This is a genomic window from Paenibacillus methanolicus (assembly GCF_008124765.1).
Lineage (GTDB): Bacteria > Bacillota > Bacilli > Paenibacillales > Paenibacillaceae > Paenibacillus_Z > Paenibacillus_Z methanolicus.
In genome coordinates this window covers 106,016-125,416 of the sequence record NZ_VNHS01000001.1, presented here as the reverse complement: position 1 = coordinate 125,416, position 19,401 = coordinate 106,016, and the positions used below count along the sequence as shown (strand labels likewise).

General features: G+C 54.0%; 13 protein-coding genes. All 13 read right to left on the bottom strand.

The annotated features are described in order from the left end of the window. Window positions 1-28: 28 nt before the first annotated feature. Window positions 29-2,689, bottom strand: a complete 2,661-nt coding sequence (locus BCM02_RS00420; RefSeq protein WP_187433931.1) for a family 78 glycoside hydrolase catalytic domain — start codon at window positions 2,687-2,689, stop codon at window positions 29-31. Between the two features lie 28 nt (window positions 2,690-2,717). After that, window positions 2,718-3,962: an amylo-alpha-1,6-glucosidase gene (locus BCM02_RS00415; protein WP_148927088.1), complete on the bottom strand. Its 1,245-nt coding sequence runs from the start codon at window positions 3,960-3,962 to the stop codon at window positions 2,718-2,720. A gap of 44 nt (window positions 3,963-4,006) precedes the next feature. Next, window positions 4,007-4,666 (bottom strand): histidine phosphatase family protein, encoded by a 660-nt coding sequence (locus tag BCM02_RS00410; protein ID WP_148927087.1) that lies wholly within the window; start codon window positions 4,664-4,666, stop codon window positions 4,007-4,009. Between the two features lie 96 nt (window positions 4,667-4,762). After that, window positions 4,763-6,448 carry an extracellular solute-binding protein gene (locus tag BCM02_RS00405; protein ID WP_148927086.1) on the bottom strand — a complete coding sequence of 562 codons (1,686 nt, stop codon included), beginning with the start codon at window positions 6,446-6,448 and terminating at the stop codon, window positions 4,763-4,765. 71 nt (window positions 6,449-6,519) lie between these two features. Further along, window positions 6,520-7,407, bottom strand: coding sequence for a carbohydrate ABC transporter permease (locus BCM02_RS00400; RefSeq protein ID WP_148927085.1), 888 nt, complete (start codon window positions 7,405-7,407; stop codon window positions 6,520-6,522). A gap of 50 nt (window positions 7,408-7,457) precedes the next feature. Beyond that, window positions 7,458-8,423, bottom strand: a complete 966-nt coding sequence (locus tag BCM02_RS00395; RefSeq protein WP_148927084.1) for an ABC transporter permease — start codon at window positions 8,421-8,423, stop codon at window positions 7,458-7,460. A gap of 262 nt (window positions 8,424-8,685) precedes the next feature. Further along, the gene (locus BCM02_RS00390) at window positions 8,686-10,473 is read right to left on the bottom strand and encodes a sensor histidine kinase (RefSeq protein ID WP_148927083.1); all 1,788 of its coding nucleotides are present in this window, start codon (window positions 10,471-10,473) and stop codon (window positions 8,686-8,688) included. Between the two features lie 37 nt (window positions 10,474-10,510). Continuing rightward, complete coding sequence (locus BCM02_RS00385) at window positions 10,511-12,121, bottom strand: response regulator (RefSeq protein WP_187433930.1); 1,611 nt, start codon at window positions 12,119-12,121, stop codon at window positions 10,511-10,513. 143 nt (window positions 12,122-12,264) lie between these two features. Continuing rightward, window positions 12,265-13,947 carry a CehA/McbA family metallohydrolase gene (locus tag BCM02_RS00380; RefSeq protein ID WP_148927081.1) on the bottom strand — a complete coding sequence of 561 codons (1,683 nt, stop codon included), beginning with the start codon at window positions 13,945-13,947 and terminating at the stop codon, window positions 12,265-12,267. Between the two features lie 251 nt (window positions 13,948-14,198). Then, window positions 14,199-14,747 carry a hypothetical protein gene (locus BCM02_RS00375; protein ID WP_148927080.1) on the bottom strand — a complete coding sequence of 183 codons (549 nt, stop codon included), beginning with the start codon at window positions 14,745-14,747 and terminating at the stop codon, window positions 14,199-14,201. A 1,129-nt stretch (window positions 14,748-15,876) separates the two neighbouring features. Next, window positions 15,877-16,851 (bottom strand): hypothetical protein, encoded by a 975-nt coding sequence (locus BCM02_RS00370; RefSeq protein WP_148927079.1) that lies wholly within the window; start codon window positions 16,849-16,851, stop codon window positions 15,877-15,879. Window positions 16,852-17,201: 350 nt separating this feature from the next. Further along, entirely contained in the window at window positions 17,202-18,470 is a 1,269-nt protein-coding gene (locus tag BCM02_RS00365; RefSeq protein ID WP_148927078.1) for a Gfo/Idh/MocA family protein, read from the bottom strand. 29 nt (window positions 18,471-18,499) lie between these two features. Continuing rightward, window positions 18,500-19,387: a carbohydrate ABC transporter permease gene (locus BCM02_RS00360; protein WP_148927077.1), complete on the bottom strand. Its 888-nt coding sequence runs from the start codon at window positions 19,385-19,387 to the stop codon at window positions 18,500-18,502. Between the last annotated feature and the right edge of the window lie 14 nt (window positions 19,388-19,401).

The following is a 19,401-nucleotide window of genomic DNA, read 5'->3' as shown; positions in this document are numbered from 1 at the left end:
ACCACCTCCTTTCAACCCTTCCTCGCGCCTATGGCCTCTCCAGCCGATGGAGATTCCGCAACGCGTCCTCCTTATAGATCGCTTTCCATTCATGCCGTCCGGAACCTACCGAATAGACGGCGTAGTTCCCTTCGAACCGAAAAGGGGCTTCATGACCGGAAACGCTCGCTGACCGCTCATATTCAATGCATGCCCGGTCGCCGGACGGGATATAGACCTCGGCCGTCGCATTCGGGGGGATCTCGACGGCGAGGACAAGCTGGGTACGGCCCTTCTGCCAGCGCGACTTCACCATGCCGCGAACGGTATGGATCTGCGCGCTTGCATGCTCCATGTCATCGGGAATGAACGGCTTGACGCGGATGCGCCGATAGCCTGGCTCGAGCGGAGAGATGCCGGCCAGATGCTTGTAGAACCAAGCGCTTAATCCGCCGACCAGGAAGGCGTGATTATTGGAAGCGTAGTTGTCGGAGAAGTTCTCGAGCGCGGTGGTAGACGCATATTCCTGGACCCAATATCCCCAGCATCCTTTATTCGTATTGGTCGCCAGGTAATAGGCGATATCATTCCTGCCGTTCTCCGCCAGCGCCGCCAGAATCGCCGTCGCGCCGAGACAGCCGACGGTCATCGTGCCGCGGGACAGGACGTCCTTCACCAGGCTGCCGAGCACGGCCGGCTTGCTCGCGGAAGGAACGAAATCGAAATAGAGCGCAAGCGCGTTCGCCGTCTGCGAATTGGCGTCGTAGTAGCGGCCTTCCTTCAAGAACGCGGCGTTGATGCCCGCTTCCACGCGGCTGGCAAGCGCAGAGTAGGAAGCCGCGTCCCCGGTCTCGCCCAATTCGCCTGCGATTTTCGACAAGAGAGTCAGACACCGGTAATAGTACGCGGTCGCCAAGAAGGTCTTGGAGAGTTCGGCCGCGCTGCCGAACCAGTCGCCGAAGATGGTATTGTTCTGAAGCAGAAGCGAGTCATCGAGCAGGTGACGGAAGGAACCGAGGCATGTGCTCATCACATCGTAATGCTTCGCCAGGAACGCCTTGTCGCCATAAGCCACGAAGTAGTCCCACGGAATGAAGATCACGGCCGCGGCCCAAGGCATGTCGAGCGTATATTCGTGCCCTTCGCTAGGACAGATCAACGGGACGATGCCGTTCTCCAGCTGGCAATCGGCTATATCGTCGAACCACTTCGCAAAGAAGGCCGCCATGTCGAAATTCAACGCGTCCGCCTCCGCGTGGCAGTGGGCATCTCCGAGCCAGCCCTGCCGCTCTCGCGTCGGACAATCGAACGGGACCGACACGAGATTGGAGCGGAACGACCAGACGGCGCCGTGCTGCAGTCGGTTCAGCAGTTCGCTTGCGCACTCGAATGCGGAGCCGTTCTCGATATCGCTATGAATGACCAGCGCCGAGATCCGGTCGGCGGTCAGGCCGCCCGGGTAACCGGCAACCTCGACATAGCGGAAGCCGTGACACGAGAACGTCGGCCGATACGTTTCTTCGCCAGCGCCGCGGAGTATGAACTCGTCGTACTGCGGCTGTGGTTCGGCCAGCCAGCCGGCCTCCAGGCTGCCGGGATTAATCGCGCCGTCGGGATGAATGGATTCCGCATACCGGAGCGTGATCTTCGTTCCCGCCTCTCCGGATACGGTCAAGGATACGCCGCCGAACAGGTTCTGGCCGAAATCGACGACGTATGTATCCGCATTACCGTTCGAGATTGATACGGGCGCCAGCGTACGCGAAGCAATGATCGGTTGCAGCTGCGCTGTCAGCAGCAGCGGTCCGTTCTCGGGAATGGGCCTGCCCCACGCCGAATCGTCATATCCAGGCATATCCCATCCGTCCGGCGCCAACCGGGCGTCGTAGGTTTCGCCCTTCCCCTCGGATATGCTGCCTCCCGCGTAACGCAAGGCAATATAGGGCCCTCGCTTGAGTCTTCGCCACGATTGGTCGCTCACGATCGCTTGGGAGGTGCCGTCATCATACCGGATGTCCAATCGGAAGATGACCTTGCGGGTATGCAGGATGCCGATCGCGTTCCGGCCGGAACGAAGATCATCCGTCACGTCGAACGTCCGGTACAACGCCCGCCTGAAATGCGTCTGCCCCGGGCTGATCAGGTCTTCGCCGATCTTCTTCCCGTTGATGCGCAGCTCGTAAGCATTCGCTTTGCTGCCCGTCGCACCGATATAGGCTCTGGCCGCCGTAATCCGCGCGCCGCTTGTCGGGACGAATTCCTTGCGTTCGTAATAGACGGCGGTTGCGCCGTTCGGATATTCGCAGTTGAACCATCTGCACTGCCAGTCGTCGGCCCTGAAGAGGCCGGTCTCGAAATAGGCGGCTTCGCTCCAAGCGGATTCGCGGCCCTGCCGGTCCCAAATCCTCGCCTTCCACCAATACCGGCTCTTCGAAGCGAGCTCCGCGCCGCCGTAGACGACGGCGTTCTGACTATCCCCGTCCACCCTCCCGCTATCCCACAGATCCCCGACGTGTCGCTCCAGCGCGGATTCGTCGGAGGCGACGAGAATCCGATAAGCCGATTGCAGGACATCGCCATCGTCAACCGCGCATGCGGTCTCCCAGCTGAATTTGGGGTTCGGTCTGTCTACCCCGAGCGGATTGTCCATGTATTCGCATCTCAGTCTGACGAGCGTCCCGCTCCGCTTCGCCGCTAACGTTCGTTCCATCGTCATGTCCTCCTCTTCTTGGCGTTCCTTATATGCGCGCGCGTCCCAGCATGACCGCGTCCGTCGATTCGTTCATTACGGAATGATAGGCATAGATGTACATCCCGGCGGACCACGCCTGATAGGCCATGCCGGAAGGCATTCCGCTCCTGCCGTTCAGCCACTCGTTAAACTCCCACTCGAGCCGCTTGCCCATCTTGTTCGCCTTCGCGAGGTTCTCGAGCTCCTCGATGGCGAATTCGCGCCTCCCTGCTTTCACGAGCGCCGCGACATAGAATCCGCCGATGAACGGCCAGATGCCGCCGTTATGATACTGATAAGGCAGATTGAGATGCGCGTTGCGGTAATACTCGCGCCAGTCCTTGTCGCCGGGCATCGTCGGCGGATAGTTGGCCATGATCGGATAGGGGCGGTTCATGCCCGTCTGAATAAAGTGGTCGAGTATCGTCTCGGCCTTGGCTTCGTCCGCCACGCCGAACAGGATCGCCATACTGTTGCCAAGCGCGTCGCAGTGGTAGCCGAAATCCCGGAACGACGCATAGGGCAAATAAAACTTCCCGAACCAATACGTCTCGCCGCTCATCCGGATCACTCGCAGCCATTCCGGGCAATAGCCGTTGTCGCGAATCAGCCTCGTCTTCTCCTCGACGTCTCCCGGCCACAGCAGCATGTTCAGTTTGCGATGAACGTCCTCCGCCTGGCGAAGCCGTTCGTCGCCGTTCTCCCCGCACAGCTCCAGAATGGCGGCATATTCGAGGAGCGCTTGGTAATAGAGGACGTTGTCGTACAGAATGTTGCCCCGATTGGCATACAAGTCGCCCCAGTCGGCAGCCTCCTGTACCTCCAGCAGCCCGCAGTTGTTGCTGTCCTGATAGTCCAGCCACAGCATCGCTTGCTTGATCGAAGCCAGATGCTTGCGGAGGAAATCAATATCTCGATAGCGCTCGTAGCAGACGCGATGGCCGATGACATACCACAGATTGCTGTCTACGGCGCCTTGGTTCGCTTCCATGCGTGGCTTCTCGACGTCGACGGATAACGGAATCATGCCGAGCTTCGTCTGATAGCCGGCTAGCGTCTCCAGCGTCGCCTGGAAAGCGTCTTTGAATGCCGGGCGGTCTACGAGGGACGCGCCCAGCAGCGTAATGATACTGTCTCTGGCGAATACCTGAGGATATCCTTCCGATAACGCCGATGCCTTGGCGCCCATCGCATGCATGCACCGTTCCGCCACGCAGATGGATTGCCGATATGCTTCCTCGATCACGCTCATTGTGTCCTTCTCCTCCGTTCTTCCCCATCATCGATTCGGTCCTCTTAACCGTGTAGGTCATGCAGCGCGCGAATGACCAGCTGGGGGTAATAGATTCCTTTGCGTTCCGTGAATTGAAGGACTGCCGTCCCCGTATGCTCGAACGAAAAGCTGCCGACCGGAAAAGGCCGGACGCCGAGCAAAAAGTTCAGCAAAACGCCGAGCGAACCGCCATGACCAAAAACGGCGACGGACAACGCCTTGGCATGCGATTCAGGCACGAAGCCGCCCATTCGGGCATGGATGCCAAGCGTGCCCAATTCCTTGAGGAAGGGCGGAATGATTCTGGCGCACATGTCGTAATACCCCTCGCCCAGATCCGTCTTCCAAGTGTCCTCGGCATAGGCGTCGCCGACCTGCCGCTGCATCTCCTCGAGAACGGTGCTGGGCACCTGCTCCAAGGCGCGGTTCGGCATCCACTCATAGAGATAAGGCAGAACCCGTATATCCGTCTCCCTGCCCGCCAGCACGATCTCGGCCGTCTGGAGCGCTCTGCCGTAAGGCGAGGAGAACGCAAAGTCGAATCGCTCGTTCACCAGGGCCGCCGCGGTCGCTTCAGCTTGCGGAATTCCGCACGTCTCCGATAAGCACCCCGCGACCGGCCGCTCCGGACATACGAACGGGTCTCCCGCCATATGGCCGTGCCGTATGAATGTCAGTCTCATGTTCGTCTCCTTCGGTAGTCATAATAAAGGCAATGAATGGAAGTTCGCTATCTCCACCCATTGCCGTTTGTCGCCCAACTCGCCCGTCTATCCGTCCTACGTCCCGGATAACTGCTTCTCGTACTGTTGATGCATCTTGGTCATATACGCTTCGACCTGCTCCGCGCCGGCGGCATCGAGTTCGCTCACGAACTTCGCGAATTCCGCCGCGCATTCCGCCTCCGTCTTGGCCAGGATGACGGAGAACGCGTTCTCGTACAGCCGCTTGTCGACGGCCTGCTGTTTGTTGAGCGTATCGGTATCCGCGCCGACCATCAGATCGCCAATCGTCGTGGCGTCGTACCAATACGGGCTCAATGCCTGATCGCGCTGCTGCGCCCTCGTGTCGTTGGTCGCCACCGGATCGTCCTTCAGAATCCAATACGTCCCCCAGCTCGTTCGGCCAAGATCGGAGCCGACGATCCGCGCGTAATGCCCCATGCCTGTTTCCTTCTCGATATTCACCTGCTTCTCGCCGGCGATCCACCGGTCGAGGTACGATTGCGTAAGCGTCGGCTTCCCGTCCTTCATCTCCCACTGAATGCCTTCCGGTCCGTTCATCGCCAGGAAATTTCCTTCCTCCGTCGTCAGGTAGTTGAGCAGCTTCATGGCCGCCTCCGGATTTTTGCATTTATCGGTGATGATAATCGCGCCGGTCCCTTTCTTGCTGACGGAGAAGACGGCCGGCTTGTCGCCGGACGGGAACTTGAAGACGACGTTCTCGAAATACATGTTCTCGGCATTAGGAAGCTTGGCGTCGGTGTACGTTTTCAACACGTCGTACGTCTGATTCCACCCGCCGATGTGCGCCGCGACTCTCGCCGGATACAGCTTGGATTTCTGCCAGGTCGCGTAATCCTGCGTGAACGCCTCGGGATCGATCAGTCCTTCGCGGTACAGCTTGTTGTAGAACTGGAGCACCTCTTGCGCCCAAGGAGCCTTCGCCCAATATTTAATGGTATCGTCCGGTCCGATATAGATCTTGGAATCCGCCGGCGAACCCGCCATGGCGATCATGCCGAAGTAAGGCGAACCCCAGTTGCGGTTGTAGCCGCTCAGCGGATACATCGTCTGGCCGTCGGACGTCTTCGGGTACTTCTCCTTGACCTGCTTCAAGTAGTTGTAGACGTCGTCCGAGGTTGCAAGTTTGGGAGAACCGAGCGCATCGTAGATGTCCTTCCGCACTTGCAGGCTGTATCCGTATCCCGGAGGCGTCGCGCCCTCGGGCAAGTAGGAGTTGGTGAGGTGATAAATATTGCCGTCGTCCTGCTTAAGCAAGTTCAGCGCCGAACCGTATTTCTTCTTTAAATCCGGTCCGTGCTCCTCGATCAACTCATTGAGCGGAATGGCGATTTTGTCGGCGATGACGCGTGCGGGATCGGAGAGCATGATGAGATCCGGATAATCGCCGCTGGCCAAGGTCACGTTCAGTTTATCTTTGCCGACGCCGGAATACACATCCCACTGCAGCTTGATGTTCAGCTTCTCTTCGAGCGCTTTGGCGACGGGATTGTCCTCCCAGAACGCGTCGCCCGTCGGGAAATTCGGCGTACCGCCCGCGGAGTTGACGATCGATAAGACGATCGGTTCGTCCTTCTTCGCATTCTGCTGCACGCCCGCCTGGTTGTCGGCCGCCGTCGGCTCGACGGTTTCGTTGACCGCGTTATTGCTGCATGCGCCAAGCACCGTGAAGCACAATACCGCCGCCGCGATCGGAGCCATCATTTTTTGAACCCGTTTCATGCCGTTGTCCCTACCTTCTCGTGTTTTTTGGTGTTAAGCATCGCGATGTTGTTCCCTGCCGCTGAAGCTGCTCATCCTTTAACCGCGCCTACCGTAAGCCCGCCGACGAAATAACGCTGCAGGAACGGATAGATCATGACGATCGGCACCGTCGTAATCGTAATGGTCGCCATCTTGATGACCTCCGGCGTCAGAATCGATCCGGCCTGCTCCAGTCTAGCCGCCTGCGCGGGGTCCGTCGACTGTATTTGAGTCTCCATTAGAATTTTGACGAGCACGCCCTGCAGGGTCGCCAGATCATTGGAGCCCGACGTGAACATGTACGTATCGAACCACGTGGTCCATTGCTGGACGCCGATCATGAGCGCGATGGTCGCCATAACCGGCGTCGCCATGGGGAGAATGATGCTTCGAAGCGTCCGAAGTTCCGATGCCCCGTCGATCCTCGCCGATTCGGCCAGCGACGCGGGCAGCTCCTCGAAGAACTGCCGCATGACCATCACGTTCCAAATATTGAGCGCCATCGGCACGATGTAGACCAGAAAGTTGTTATACAGGTGCAGCGTCTTGAACAGCATGAACTCCGGGATCAATCCCCCCGAGAAATACATCGTGAAGATAAAGAAGAACAGGAACACCCTTCTGAAGACGAGCTCTCGGTTGGCCAGCAGATAAGCGAGCACCGCCGTGCATGCGAGCCCAAGCACCGTGCCCAGCACCGTTCTCGCGATGCTGATGTATGTGGCGTGCACCAAGCTGCTTTCGTTGAAGATGGCCAGGTAGGCTTCGATCGAGAATTTGCGCGGCCAGAAGTAAATGCTCCCCCGCATCGCATCCCGGGCGTCGTTGAAGGACACCACGAAGATATTCCAGAACGGGAAGGCGGCGCAAAATCCGACGGCTAACAAAAAGAGATAATTAAAGCCTTGAAATACTCGTTCGCCTCTGGTAAGTCTCATCTGACGTCCCCCATTGCAAGACCTTTAGAACATCGCTTAAGTACGTTTCGCTAGAATATGCCCATTCTCAAAAACTTTCGGCATGCGTAATTACAGAGCAAGAGCAGCGCGAGTCCGACCACGCTCTTGAATAAACCCACGGCGGCCCCGTAGGAGTACGCCGCTTGCTGCAAGCCGTATTTCAGCACATACGTGTCCAGCACCTCGGCATGCGGCATGTTCATCGGATTTTGAAGAAACAGCTGCTGGTCCAGTCCGGCATTCAAGATGTAACCGACGCCGAACGTAAACAGCAGAATGATGGTGGGCAGTATCGAAGGCAGCGTAATATGTAGGATCTGCTTCCATCGGCTTGCGCCGTCGATCATGGCAGACTCGTACATCTGCTTGTCGATCGAGGTGATGGCCGCGATATAAATGATCGAATTCCATCCGACGTTCTTCCACACGTTGAGGCCTGTGACCAATGGCCAGAAGTGATCCACCTCCCCCAGAAAATTTATTGGTTTATCAATCAACTTCAGCTGGAGCAGCAAGGAATTGACCGGCGCCAGCTCGTCGATGGAGAAGATCGTCATCGCCATTCCCGCTACGACCACCCAGGAAATAAAGTGCGGGAGATACGAGACGGTCTGAACGAACTTCTTGAAGATGGCATTGCGCACCTCGCAAATTAAGATGGCGAACGCAATGGCCGCCACGGTGGAGAACACGAGATTCAAGGTGCTGATGACGACCGTGTTGCGCATGACGTAGGCGAAATCAGGGCTGTTGAAGAAAGCGCTGAAATACTTGAAGCCGATCCACTCGCCGCCGAACGGGGTGCGATAGGAGAATTCCCGGAAGGCGAGCAGCGAGCCGTACATCGGGACATATTTGAACACGAGAATAAAGACGACAAACGGAATTAACAGCAGGAGATGCACTTTCTGCCTCTTTATTTGCTTTCGAATGCCATGGCCGCGATAGCCGGCTTTCACGTCCCGCTTCCATCGGAACACACTTGATACCCTCAACGAATCCCTCTCCCCGTTCTCATGATTTCCTCCTGCTATGCTTTAATTATGCGGGGTTAGGCCTTGCGCTTCAATTGAAGGATCTATCGATACATGGTGCGATTCGTTTCTTTTGGCCATGTAAAAACCGATAGATTCAAACATAATCCATAGATAATGGAACGCCTGGCCTACGCGGGCCGCAAAAAAGCAGGACCTCGCCCGGCAAGCGCATTCGCCGAGAAAAAGTCCTGCTAAAGGCGGCCATGTTCATGCCGTGAGGTCAACCCGAGAGATCGTGATCGTAACGCGGCATCGCTTCCGGTACCTGTTGTCGTTCGACGGAGAACGACAGCTCGACGATCGTGCCCGGGTCGCCCCGGCGCACCCGGATCTCGGCATGGCGATCGAACAGCTTGAGGCGGGCGAACGTATTCGTAACGCCATACCCTACCCGGTAGGCGGACGTCTCCCCCTTGTTCAAGCTGTCTATATAAGCGATGAATTCGTCCTTGACGCCCATGCCGTCATCCCGAATCGTCATCTCGAAGCGATCTCGCTGCTTGCGAATATCCACCTCGATATGCAGCATCCTGCCGTGGACTCGGCCATGAATGATGCTGTTCTCGACGAACGGCTGCAGCGTCATTTTGCTAATCGGCACCTGCTCGCAGGCCGGATCCACGCGAACCGTCAGCTCGATCTGATCGTGAAGACAGCAATTGTGCAGCGCGACGTAATGCTCGATGAGCTCGATCTCGGATTTGAGCGCAATGACATCCTTTCCCTTGCTCAGCGCGATTTTGTAGAAATCGCTCAGCAGGTCGATGATTTGCACGATCTTCGTCTCGCTGCCGCGAAAGGCCATCCATCTAACGGCGGACAGCAGATTATAGAGAAAATGCGGATTCATCTGCATCTGCAAATATTTGATCTCGCTCTCTACCTTCTGCCGCTCCGTCCTCGCGACGTCTTCCGTCAGGCCATCGATCGTCTGCGCCATGCGGCATAAGGTGCGGTCCAGCGCCGCGATTTCGCGAATGCGGGTCGCATCCGGCGTCAAGCGGTGTTTCCCCTGCTCGATGGCTTTCATCTTGTTCGCCAGCCGCTCGATGATATGCGCGAAGCGCGTGGAGAACCAGATCGCGAGCGCCACCCCGATCAGGACGAAGAAGCCCGTGCAGAGCCAGACATACTTCGCGATCGACCGTTTTTCTTTGCCGAGCTCGTAGGCGTCGTAGAGAATGACGAACGATAACGCCTCGTTAACGTTGACGGAATACGAATAATAGGCGGCGCGCCCTTGCCCGAATTTCGCGAAGACCTGATCCTTGCGGACGCTCCGTTCCACGTCGTTCAACGTTTCCCGCCCGATGCGTACGTCCGGATTAGAGCGAAACATAATCCGGCCGTCGCTCAATAAGTACAGCAGGTATTTGGCGTTATCGTCCCCTTTGTACAAGCTGCTCAGCCGCGCCTGGTTCATCTCGATCGCCAATACGCCGCCGGGCCGGTTAATATTGATGTATTTGAGCAAGAGGATTTTGGTCCCCTCGCCCTCCTCCTCGAAGGTGACCCATACCTCTTTGCCGCGTGCGTCGATCGCCTGCCGCATGAGATCCTGTCGTTCGAAGCTCTCGATATCGCGGATGTTTTTGCCGTCCGTGATCAGCGCCGGATCCAACTTGTAGATGACGATGCTCTTAATATCGCTGTTCGTCGCGACGTAGTTCTCGAAGCTGTTGTTCACGAGCATGAACTGATGGAACAGCGTGTAATTGACATTGCCGGCGTCGGCGCCGAGGAACAGACTGGCTACCGTGCTGTCGGAGTAGATATTGCGGGCGGTCGATTCGCAGTTTCGCATCATATTCTCGATGCCGTTGAGCGCTTGGGACGCGGCGTAGCGCATGAATTCCTCGTTCTGCTTGTTCAGCGTCTGGTTCCATCTGGTGTACAAGATCGAGCTGATCGTCGCGGAGCAGATAAGCACCATGAAGATGGTGATGGCCAGCATGAGATGAAAAAATTTGTAGCCGTTGCTTGTCGAACGCATAGGTTGTCCGCTCATGACCGTGCACGCTCCGTCGGCATTCGCCTAGTCTCGTTCATTTGAATTTGTTCCGATATTCGCCGGGCGTCATCTTCATATAATTTTTGAACACGATGTTGAAGTACGTGCTGTTCTCGTAGCCGACCATCTCGCCGATCTCGTGAATTTTGTGGCGGGTCTGCTTCAACAGCTCCTTCGCCTTGCTCAGCCGCAAGTTCGTCAAATATTCCTGGATGCTGATCTTCATCTTGTCCTTGAATAGAATCCGGAGGTAATTGGGGCTCAAATACACGCGATCCGAGAGAGAAGCAAGCGTAATCGGATGCCGATATTCCTGATTGAGAATGGTGAGGATTTCATTAATGATGTAATCGTCTTTATTGCGTTTCTTGCGTTCCATGTACGAAGAGATCGACGCGAAGATTTTGTTCGTATATTGCTTCATATCCGGGATGGTCTTGGCCTGGAGAAGATGCTCGTATATCGACTGCTCTTCTTCCGCCATCTTGTCCAAGCTCTCGCCAGCGCCCGCCAGCTGCATGTTCAGACCGGAGAACAGCAGAATGAACGAGCTTTGAAGCCGCGCCATGCTTGGACTGCTGTCCGTGCGCGCGCACGCGACCAGCCGGTCAAGTTCCTCCTCGGCATATTCGCCCTCCATCGCCGCGTCGATGATCCGGGCGATGACGGACTTCGAATCTTGCGGCTGCAATTCATACCACCCCTCGCGCGACTCCGCTTCTTCCGAATAATAGACAAGCTGACCGTACCCGAGATTGATTTTGCGGCCGGCGGCCGCGCGCGATTGCCGGTAGGCGACCGGAAGTTCTTCCATGTTCGCGAACCGGCCGCTGACGCCGATCATGAACTTAAAGCCGCCGTGCTCGGATAACGTCCGGATCTCGCGATCGACGGCGTCGATAATCCGGGTCTCTTCCTGCTCTCCGCTAACCAAGGAATGAAGCAGGACGATGATGGCGTTGCCGGAGCTCTTCGCCACGATCGCGTGCTTCGGATTGCAGACGCTCTCAAGTTGGTGGAGCACAAGTTGGAGGGCGTCGGAGCAGCGGAATACATCCGCGTCATCGCCGAATTCGAGCTCCGCCAAGACCAGCTTATACATGCCGATCATGTTCAGCTGCAGATCGCGAGCCTGTACCAGCAGCGACTTCGTATCGTCGGCCGTTCTGCCCGAGACGAGGACGTCCTCCAGAAACCGGGATTGCAGGTAACGCAAATTCGCGCGAAATTGCTCGACGACTTTGTCATGCGCGATGCTCGACAACTTCTCGTCGACGAGGATCGAGGTCGTCTTCTTGATGACGCGGATTAATTCTTCTTGCTTGAGCGGCTTGATCAAGTAGTGATACGCTCGGACTTCCATCGCTTCCTGCAATAGACGCACGTCCTCGTGTCCGCTGGAGAACACGAATTTCGTTTGCGGGGACATCCGCATGATGTTCTTGGCCATCTCGATGCCATTCATGCCCGGCATCATCACGTCGCTAATGACGATATCGGGCATGAACGCGCTCGCCTTCTCCAATCCGTCCAGCCCGTTGAACGCCGTCTCGACCTCCCGGATGCCCAGGATGTCCCAGTCGATATAATGCTGCATCGCATTGCGCTCGAAATCGTTATCTTCCACAATCAATAATTTCGCCATGGTTAACATACCTTTTCTTGGTTGGATTGGTGGATTACCCTCGCGAAGCCAAGGTCTCGCATCACTATAACGGAGGAAGATTAACTAGATATAAAGCCATTTTATACGAGCGGTAAAGATCTGGAATGAGTCTAACGGCCGTGCTAGAAGCAAACCTGCAGCTCGACCTTGCTTAATAGCGCGCGAATGCGAGCCAACTCGAAATATTCGGCCGGCACTTCGCCTGCCTCATAACGGCGGTCGCGATTGAAATGGCCAAAATACAAGTTGCGGAATATTGCCTGCAATTCGGTCAGCTCGAACAGCTTCGCTTGTTTGACCATCCCGTCCACCTCGATATTCACTTCGACTGCAGGGCTGATGCGACAATGGATCTTCTTGGAAAATGTTGTCTTGTCGGTGCCGGTGCCGATCCAGAACGATCCGTCCGCCGGTTGACCGTCCTTGAAGACGCGAACGGTCAAATCGGATTTGAAGCCTTGATTCGCAAACGGTTGGTTACGGATGTACACCGGATTCGCGATCGCGACATTGCCCGCCGCATCATAGCATTTCGCAATCACATAGCTATCCTGGCTGATGGTCAACTTGTCATGCAGCACAATATGGTCGGCGTTCAGTCCGTATTCCTTCCACGTCTCGCCATTGACGATGAGCTGCACGCGCTGCAATGGCGCCTCATAGCATCGGAACGCTTCGATCCGTACGCGGAATTCCTCTCCCGCCGCATAATTCAGCACCGCTCCCGATAGCTCGTCGTTCACGCTCAGAAGAACGATAGGGCCGGAGGACACGATATTCCGCCCTGCTTTGACAGCCGTGCACAACGCATCGATCGTGAACTCGTCCGCGTGCGCGTACGTTTTGAACGCCAGATGCTTCGTCTGGTTCGCGTCGAACGTGTGATCCGTCTCGGCCACGCCCGGCATGAAATAGCCGTTGTTCAACGCCTCGTACCAGAGCGCTTGGTAATGGCGATGATCGCGGTCGTAGCCCATGATGACCATGGCGTCGATCGACCCCGCCAAAATTTCGAAGCCCAAGGTTGCCGCGATATTCGTGATGAATTGATCTTTATGCCACCACCAGCTCGTCGGATGAGCGGCCACCGCCACGGAGTTCGATCCCCTCTCCTTCCTGAGCGCTTCATAAGGGTAGGCGATCGCATAATTAGGCTCATCGCCGATTTTGGTGAACAGCCACGGGTCCCAAGCCCGGTCGTAATAACGGCTGAATAGGGGCTTCTGCTCATAGTTCATCATGAACATATGCCCATAACGGCATTTTACAATCTCGTTTCCGATGTCCAATATGAAATTGTCGTCATTAACAGCCGAGATCGTCTCCGAGTACCGTTCCCGGTAGGATGCCTCTTCATCGAAGCATTGCTCGATATCTTCTCGATGGGATTGTGGATCATAGGGCGAACCCGCAAAGAAAATATGGTAATCTTCGCCTTTCATCACGGTGGAGGCGTAGGTCAGATTGCCGGTAGGCGACGTTAAACTTCTGGACACGTGCGAATGGGCGTCGAAGGCGTACAGCCCGAGATTTTGGGCATCGACAATCGCTTTCAACACAACCTCTAGCTCAATCGCTTCGCTAACCATCGTTACCCGTGCCGTCCCGGGCATGTATAACTTCCCCTTGTACGCTTCGACCCCGTACTCGCCGGCCGCCAGTTCAAATTCGGCTTCCCCGTTACAATAGACGGTCGTCTTCTCGCCTGCCGCGAAAGTCTCGCCCGCATCCAATATGGCTCGCAGCTGAATCTTACAGGATAAGGTTTCGCCCTTTTCGTTGCATACCCGCACGAATAATCTCATCTCGATCCTCCCGCTATGCATTCAAAAAATAATGGACCAGGATTGCGCTCCTGATCCATTCGATTTCATTATATAGGCGCGTCATGCTCGCTTCCATTTCATATCCATCGAGAATGATAGCAATAAAACACGCACTAATCTTCATGTGGCGATAGAAATAAACATTTTCGATAGATTTAGAAGTCCGCGTCGGTTTGTTCGCATGGCTACCACGTTCGTTCCCCACCAGCGAGGCACCGCTTAAAGGTCAATTAATGGTTGCCAGCCACGATAGCGTTCAACTTATTCATAAACGCGCGTAATTCTTCTGTGTTGTTCACTTGCAAGGTGACTTCCGCGCCTTCGACCGATTCGGGAACATAATAAACCTGATGGATCAACGGTATGAGTTCGGTAATCGCTTTCTGTAACGTTTCGAATTTGGACCGATCCTGTTCCGTAAATCCGCCGTTCGCTTCATAGCTGTCCTGCATACTTCCTATCATGGCTTTCATGTCAATGCTTATAGGGATTAATAACAGCGTGTTTACCGCACGATCGACGATTTCGGAATAAGCCTCCACCACGGCCAGCTTGACAACCATGTCGTTCACCTGTTCAATTTCCAATTCGGCGCTGTCCTGATCGAGCATGGAATCATACCCGCTCCATATGCGAAATAACGACGTCCCCACTAACCCCTCTACTTTCATTTTCATGCCATGTTCGACTTTTTGCTGTTCGCTGTATAAGTAGACCAATGAAGATGCGAGCAAAACGAACGTCGCGACCATGAGCGCCGCGGTTAATTTGGATTTCAATCTATCTCCCCCCTCCTCATTCCTACCGGTTAAATATGGGACGAATTTGGGATGAGTAAGTTTACGCAGTAAACTGACTTGTTTGTGATGTATTCGAGTACAATGGCCTAGTCTCTCGTTTCATTTCCATATATTTGAAACGAACGTATAAGCAAAAAGAGCCACAAACAACTTGTGGCTAACGGTAAATCCATTTATGATTTCTTCAAATGCTTTCTTATGAGAAGACCGATAAAGCTGCCAACGGTTAATGCAAAAAACGAGAGAAAAAACGTAACGATCATGATTAATCCATCCGCAATATTCCCTTCATCTGGACCGGGTTTGCTTATAGTAATATTAATAGCAGCGTAGATCACAACCATAACGAGGAAAATGCCAATACATATAAAATAGTTACTCCATGCACTGGTCTCCAATAAATAAACACATGATACTATATTAATCATTAGCGCAAACAAAAAAAATGCTGTCATGAATTGCATTGTAAATGCCCAACTCACATTCGTTACCAGACTTCCGAGAATAAGTGCAAGCATTACGTTTATCATTGGAATTAATGATTTCTCTATGTTTCTACCCATAACAATGTAACCTTTCTGCACACTTGGCATAAAAGTAGAATTTTTTTCACTTCCGTTTCATAAGTGAAATTAAAATAATAATCCCCAAAAATAAGATTACAAAAAGAAACAAAGCACCTAACCTTATAATAAATTTTCTTTTTTCCGCATCGTGGCGCGATTGTTGATAAGCTCCGATACCGACTAATGGAATACCCATTAATCCAATGAAGGGCAACTTATCAATCCACTCCAAATGTCGATTAAATAAAGCGTATTCGATGCATAATCTCACTATCCCCGATAGGATAGAAGTCAAGCTAATTAAAATCATACCAACCACGAAGAGAATCGGGTAGTTGGAACATCTGTAGATAAAATAGGCTATTAATAATGAGCCTAAACCGATCGATAGAGCTAAATATAGTGGTAACGGTAGGTTCTCATATAATTCAATAATTCCCAGTCAACCCCTTCTATTTGAACAGAGACGCTTTCAACTTATTCCTTCATCTTAATAAACTAGCTTCTGCATATTTTGACGTGACTGTGACAATGTGTGTGCTCTAAAGCTTAGTAATATTACTCCATACAACCACGCCATTCTTCTGGAGCTCGTACGCTTCAACCATCGTGGCTTGTGAACGAGGGACTAATTGACGATCGTCATTGTAATAGTAATTGACCCTAATATCCCCGCCGTACGCTAACTGAGTTGTAAGAAACTCTATTGCCGGGTCTGAAGCGGTAGATGCTTCCCCTGAAGTTTTGAGTCCCTCCACAATTTTATCCCAATTCATATATCGCTTAAATCTCCACTGTAATTCTCTGTTCTCGGGTAATTCATATTCCCATGGGTGCTCATACAGGCTTACACGAACACAAGTACGGTCCAGTATTTCCTTTTGCCAAAATCCCTCATAAGCCATCAACATCTCAAATGAGACGTAGTTGAAAAAGGATGGCCCGAACCACATGGTCCAAGATGAAGTAAAAGGGATCTCTTGAAAATAACCAACACTGCCAGGCAAACTTCTAAGATCAACCCTTTGCCGGTTTGTTAATATGGGATCAGGAATAATTTTTACGTCAGATAACGGCTTATTGTGTTTTTTATAGTATTTTGGATCTTGATTATTTTGCCAGAAAAAATCATCTCGGCTCATCCCAAAAGCTGTTATAGCGTCTAGATTAACTACGAGTTTATCCAACCTCTCGATAATATCTGACACTTCAACATGTTCACCATCGAATAAAAGGCTAATATGGGAATGATAACGTAATTTAGTGAATGACACATAATTTTTATGTTCATCAGAATCAGCTATTCTGAAAGTAAATCTACTATTTTTCATTTCGTTACGCAGCACGTGATGAATACTTTCCGTTCGATAAGGAACGGTTACTCCTCGACTCATCATTAATACCTCAGTGGGCTCGAACCACAACAAGGACTGCAAGCGCTGGAATATGTTCTCTTCCGTAAAACTTTCATGTGGCAACACCATTTTGAATATAATTTCATTTTGATTCAATCCCAATCCAACTCCTCCAGAAATTTAAGCCTACCGACGAATGTTATACCATGATAAGTCTATCAATTTCTATTTTGTCTTTATCTCCCAGTAGATATTGGGTGAATGATACCATACTTTACGGGCGCTTCAGTACCTTCCAGCTATTGATATAATTCATCAAGTTAAAGTGGAGAAACCAGTTTGTATGAGTATATCATGCTACCACTTGACTGGGCACTAATGGAACTCACTTCCCCGGCATCGCCAAAATAATAAACAAGCCGACTCCAGATTCCTCCGAAGTCGGCCTTCCTTCCGCGCTTACACCTCTAACGCCATTTCACCAGACTCCTGCCAGCTCCTTAACCATCCCTTCAAACCTTAGCCCCAAACCTCGCCGCATAAGCCCCCATCTCGATCACTTGCCCCGTCACCCGGGACTCTTCCGCCGCGAATGCCATCAGATGGCTTTGCACGGAACCGCTTGCCGAGGTAAGTCCTTCGCGGCGTCCGCCTTCCCTTACCAGCTGCACGAAGTCCGCGATCAGCCGGTTGTCGCCGCCGCCGTGACCGACATGGCCGCCGGCATCTCCGAAGTTAATGCGCTTCACGGGGCCGCCTCCGAACGGAATGACTTCGATCTCGTTCTTCTCCATCGCGCCCCGGATTTCCCCGCGCGTCCCCATCAATTTGATCGTCCGGCTGATATCCTGGGTGAACGCGCTCATGGTAAAGGCTACAGTGACGGCGTTCGCGAACTCCAAGTTGACGACTTGATGATCCACGACGTCATTATCGCAGCGGTAGACGCAGCGTCCGTATGGCCCGTGCTGCAAAGCTTGGTACCTCGCCTCGTAGCTCGGGTCGTCGCTGATCGCCGATGTCGGCCAATCGGTATCAGCTGACAAATATATATTGGGCGCGTAATAGAGGCAAGTATCCGAGACCGGACATCCGTCCAAGCAGCGCAGCGGCGCGCCCTCAGGCGCTTGCGAGGCGGTAAAATGGGCGAGCGATCCGAACGAAGACACGCGGATGCAGTCCGAACCGGCCAGCCAGAGCAGAATGTCTAGGTCGTGGCAGCTCTTCGCCAGAATCATGGGACTCGCATCTTCTTTCCGTCGCCAATTGCCGCGCACGAAGCTGTGCGCTTGATGCCAGTATCCGACGTTCTCGTTATGCGTGATCGTCATGAGTCGGCCGATCTCCCCATCCTCCAGCAGCTGCTTCAGCGTGGCGAAGAACGGCGAGTACCGCAGGACGTGGCAAATCGAGAACGTAACGCCAGCCTCGGCCGCCATCTCCCCCATGCGTATGCATTCCTCCGGGTCCGGCGACATCGGCTTCTCCAGCAGGACGTGATAGCCGGCCCGCAGCGCCATCATCGTCGGTTCGTAATGCTGCTGGTCCTGCGTACAGATCAGCACCGCATCGGCTATTTTCGGCGCGGCGAAGAAATCGTCCCCATGCTCGAAGCAGCTCTCGTCCGGCAGCCCGTGCATGGCCTGGAAGCGTTCCCTTCTCTCCCGAACCGGCTCCGCTACCGCAACCACTTGGAGCTCATGCGGATGCTCGAGGGCATAGTTCAAATAATTGACGCCTCGCAATCCAGCGCCGATCAGGGCAACTTTAACTTTGCTCATGACTTCTCTTCTCCCTTTCCGACCGATTCCTATTCCTTCACGCTGCCGACGGTCATCCCTTTGACGAAATACTTCTGCAGGAACGGATAGACGAGCATGATCGGCAGCGCGCCCATGAAGATTTGAGCGGTGCGGAGCGTCTTCTCGCTCAAGTTCTCCATCGCTTCCAGCTGTTCGATGGAGAGCGACGTCATCTGCGAATTGATCGACATGATGAGCGTGGATAGATACGTCTGAAGCGGGTATTTATCCGGCGAGTTCAAATACAAAATCCCGTCGAACCAGCTATTCCAATGACCGACGATCGTGAACAGTCCCACCGTCGCGATCGACGGCAGCGACACCGGCAAATACACGCGCCACAAAATGGTCCAATGGCCCGCGCCGTCGATGGTCGCCGCTTCATCCAACTCTCGCGGAATCGAGCGGAAGAAGTTGAGCATCAGAATCATGTTCCATACGTTGAGCGCGCCGGGCAGGATGAGCGCCCAGACGGAGTCGATCACCCCCGTCATCTTCACCACCATGTAGGTCGGAATCAAGCCCCCGCCGAAAAACATCGTAATCGCGAAGAACCAGACGTACGCGGTGCGGCTGCGGAACTGGCTGCCCGGCTTCGATAACGGATACGCCGTAATGAACACGAGGAACAAATTAATGACGGTTCCCAATACCACTCGTTCCACGGACATCCACAGCGACCGGAAGAACTCCGCCTTCTCGCCGAGATACCGGTACGCGTCGAGATTGAAGCCGACGGGCCACAACTTGACTTCGCCGGCCATGGCCGCCGTGTTGGAGCTGAGCGATACCGACAGCAGGTGAACGAACGGGATGATGCCAAGCAGCGTCACCAGGGTAAGCAGCAGCGTATTGCCGATGACGAACAGCCTTCGGCTTAGGGTCGGGTTATGCATGTCGTCACCTCCTG

Excerpts from the sequence above, each read along its gene's own strand:
- BCM02_RS00365 (WP_148927078.1), bottom strand. The coding sequence starts at position 18,470 with ATGAGCAAAGTTAAAGTTGCCCTGATCGGCGCTGGATTGCGAGGCGTC.
- BCM02_RS00390 (WP_148927083.1), bottom strand. The coding sequence starts at position 10,473 with ATGAGCGGACAACCTATGCGTTCGACAAGCAACGGCTACAAATTTTTT.
- BCM02_RS00385 (WP_187433930.1), bottom strand. The coding sequence starts at position 12,121 with ATGGCGAAATTATTGATTGTGGAAGATAACGATTTCGAGCGCAATGCG.
- BCM02_RS00405 (WP_148927086.1), bottom strand. The coding sequence starts at position 6,448 with ATGAAACGGGTTCAAAAAATGATGGCTCCGATCGCGGCGGCGGTATTG.
- BCM02_RS00410 (WP_148927087.1), bottom strand. The coding sequence starts at position 4,666 with ATGAGACTGACATTCATACGGCACGGCCATATGGCGGGAGACCCGTTC.
- BCM02_RS00360 (WP_148927077.1), bottom strand. The coding sequence starts at position 19,387 with ATGCATAACCCGACCCTAAGCCGAAGGCTGTTCGTCATCGGCAATACG.
- BCM02_RS00420 (WP_187433931.1), bottom strand. The coding sequence starts at position 2,689 with ATGGAACGAACGTTAGCGGCGAAGCGGAGCGGGACGCTCGTCAGACTG.
- BCM02_RS00400 (WP_148927085.1), bottom strand. The coding sequence starts at position 7,407 with ATGAGACTTACCAGAGGCGAACGAGTATTTCAAGGCTTTAATTATCTC.
- BCM02_RS00415 (WP_148927088.1), bottom strand. The coding sequence starts at position 3,962 with ATGAGCGTGATCGAGGAAGCATATCGGCAATCCATCTGCGTGGCGGAA.
- BCM02_RS00380 (WP_148927081.1), bottom strand. The coding sequence starts at position 13,947 with ATGAGATTATTCGTGCGGGTATGCAACGAAAAGGGCGAAACCTTATCC.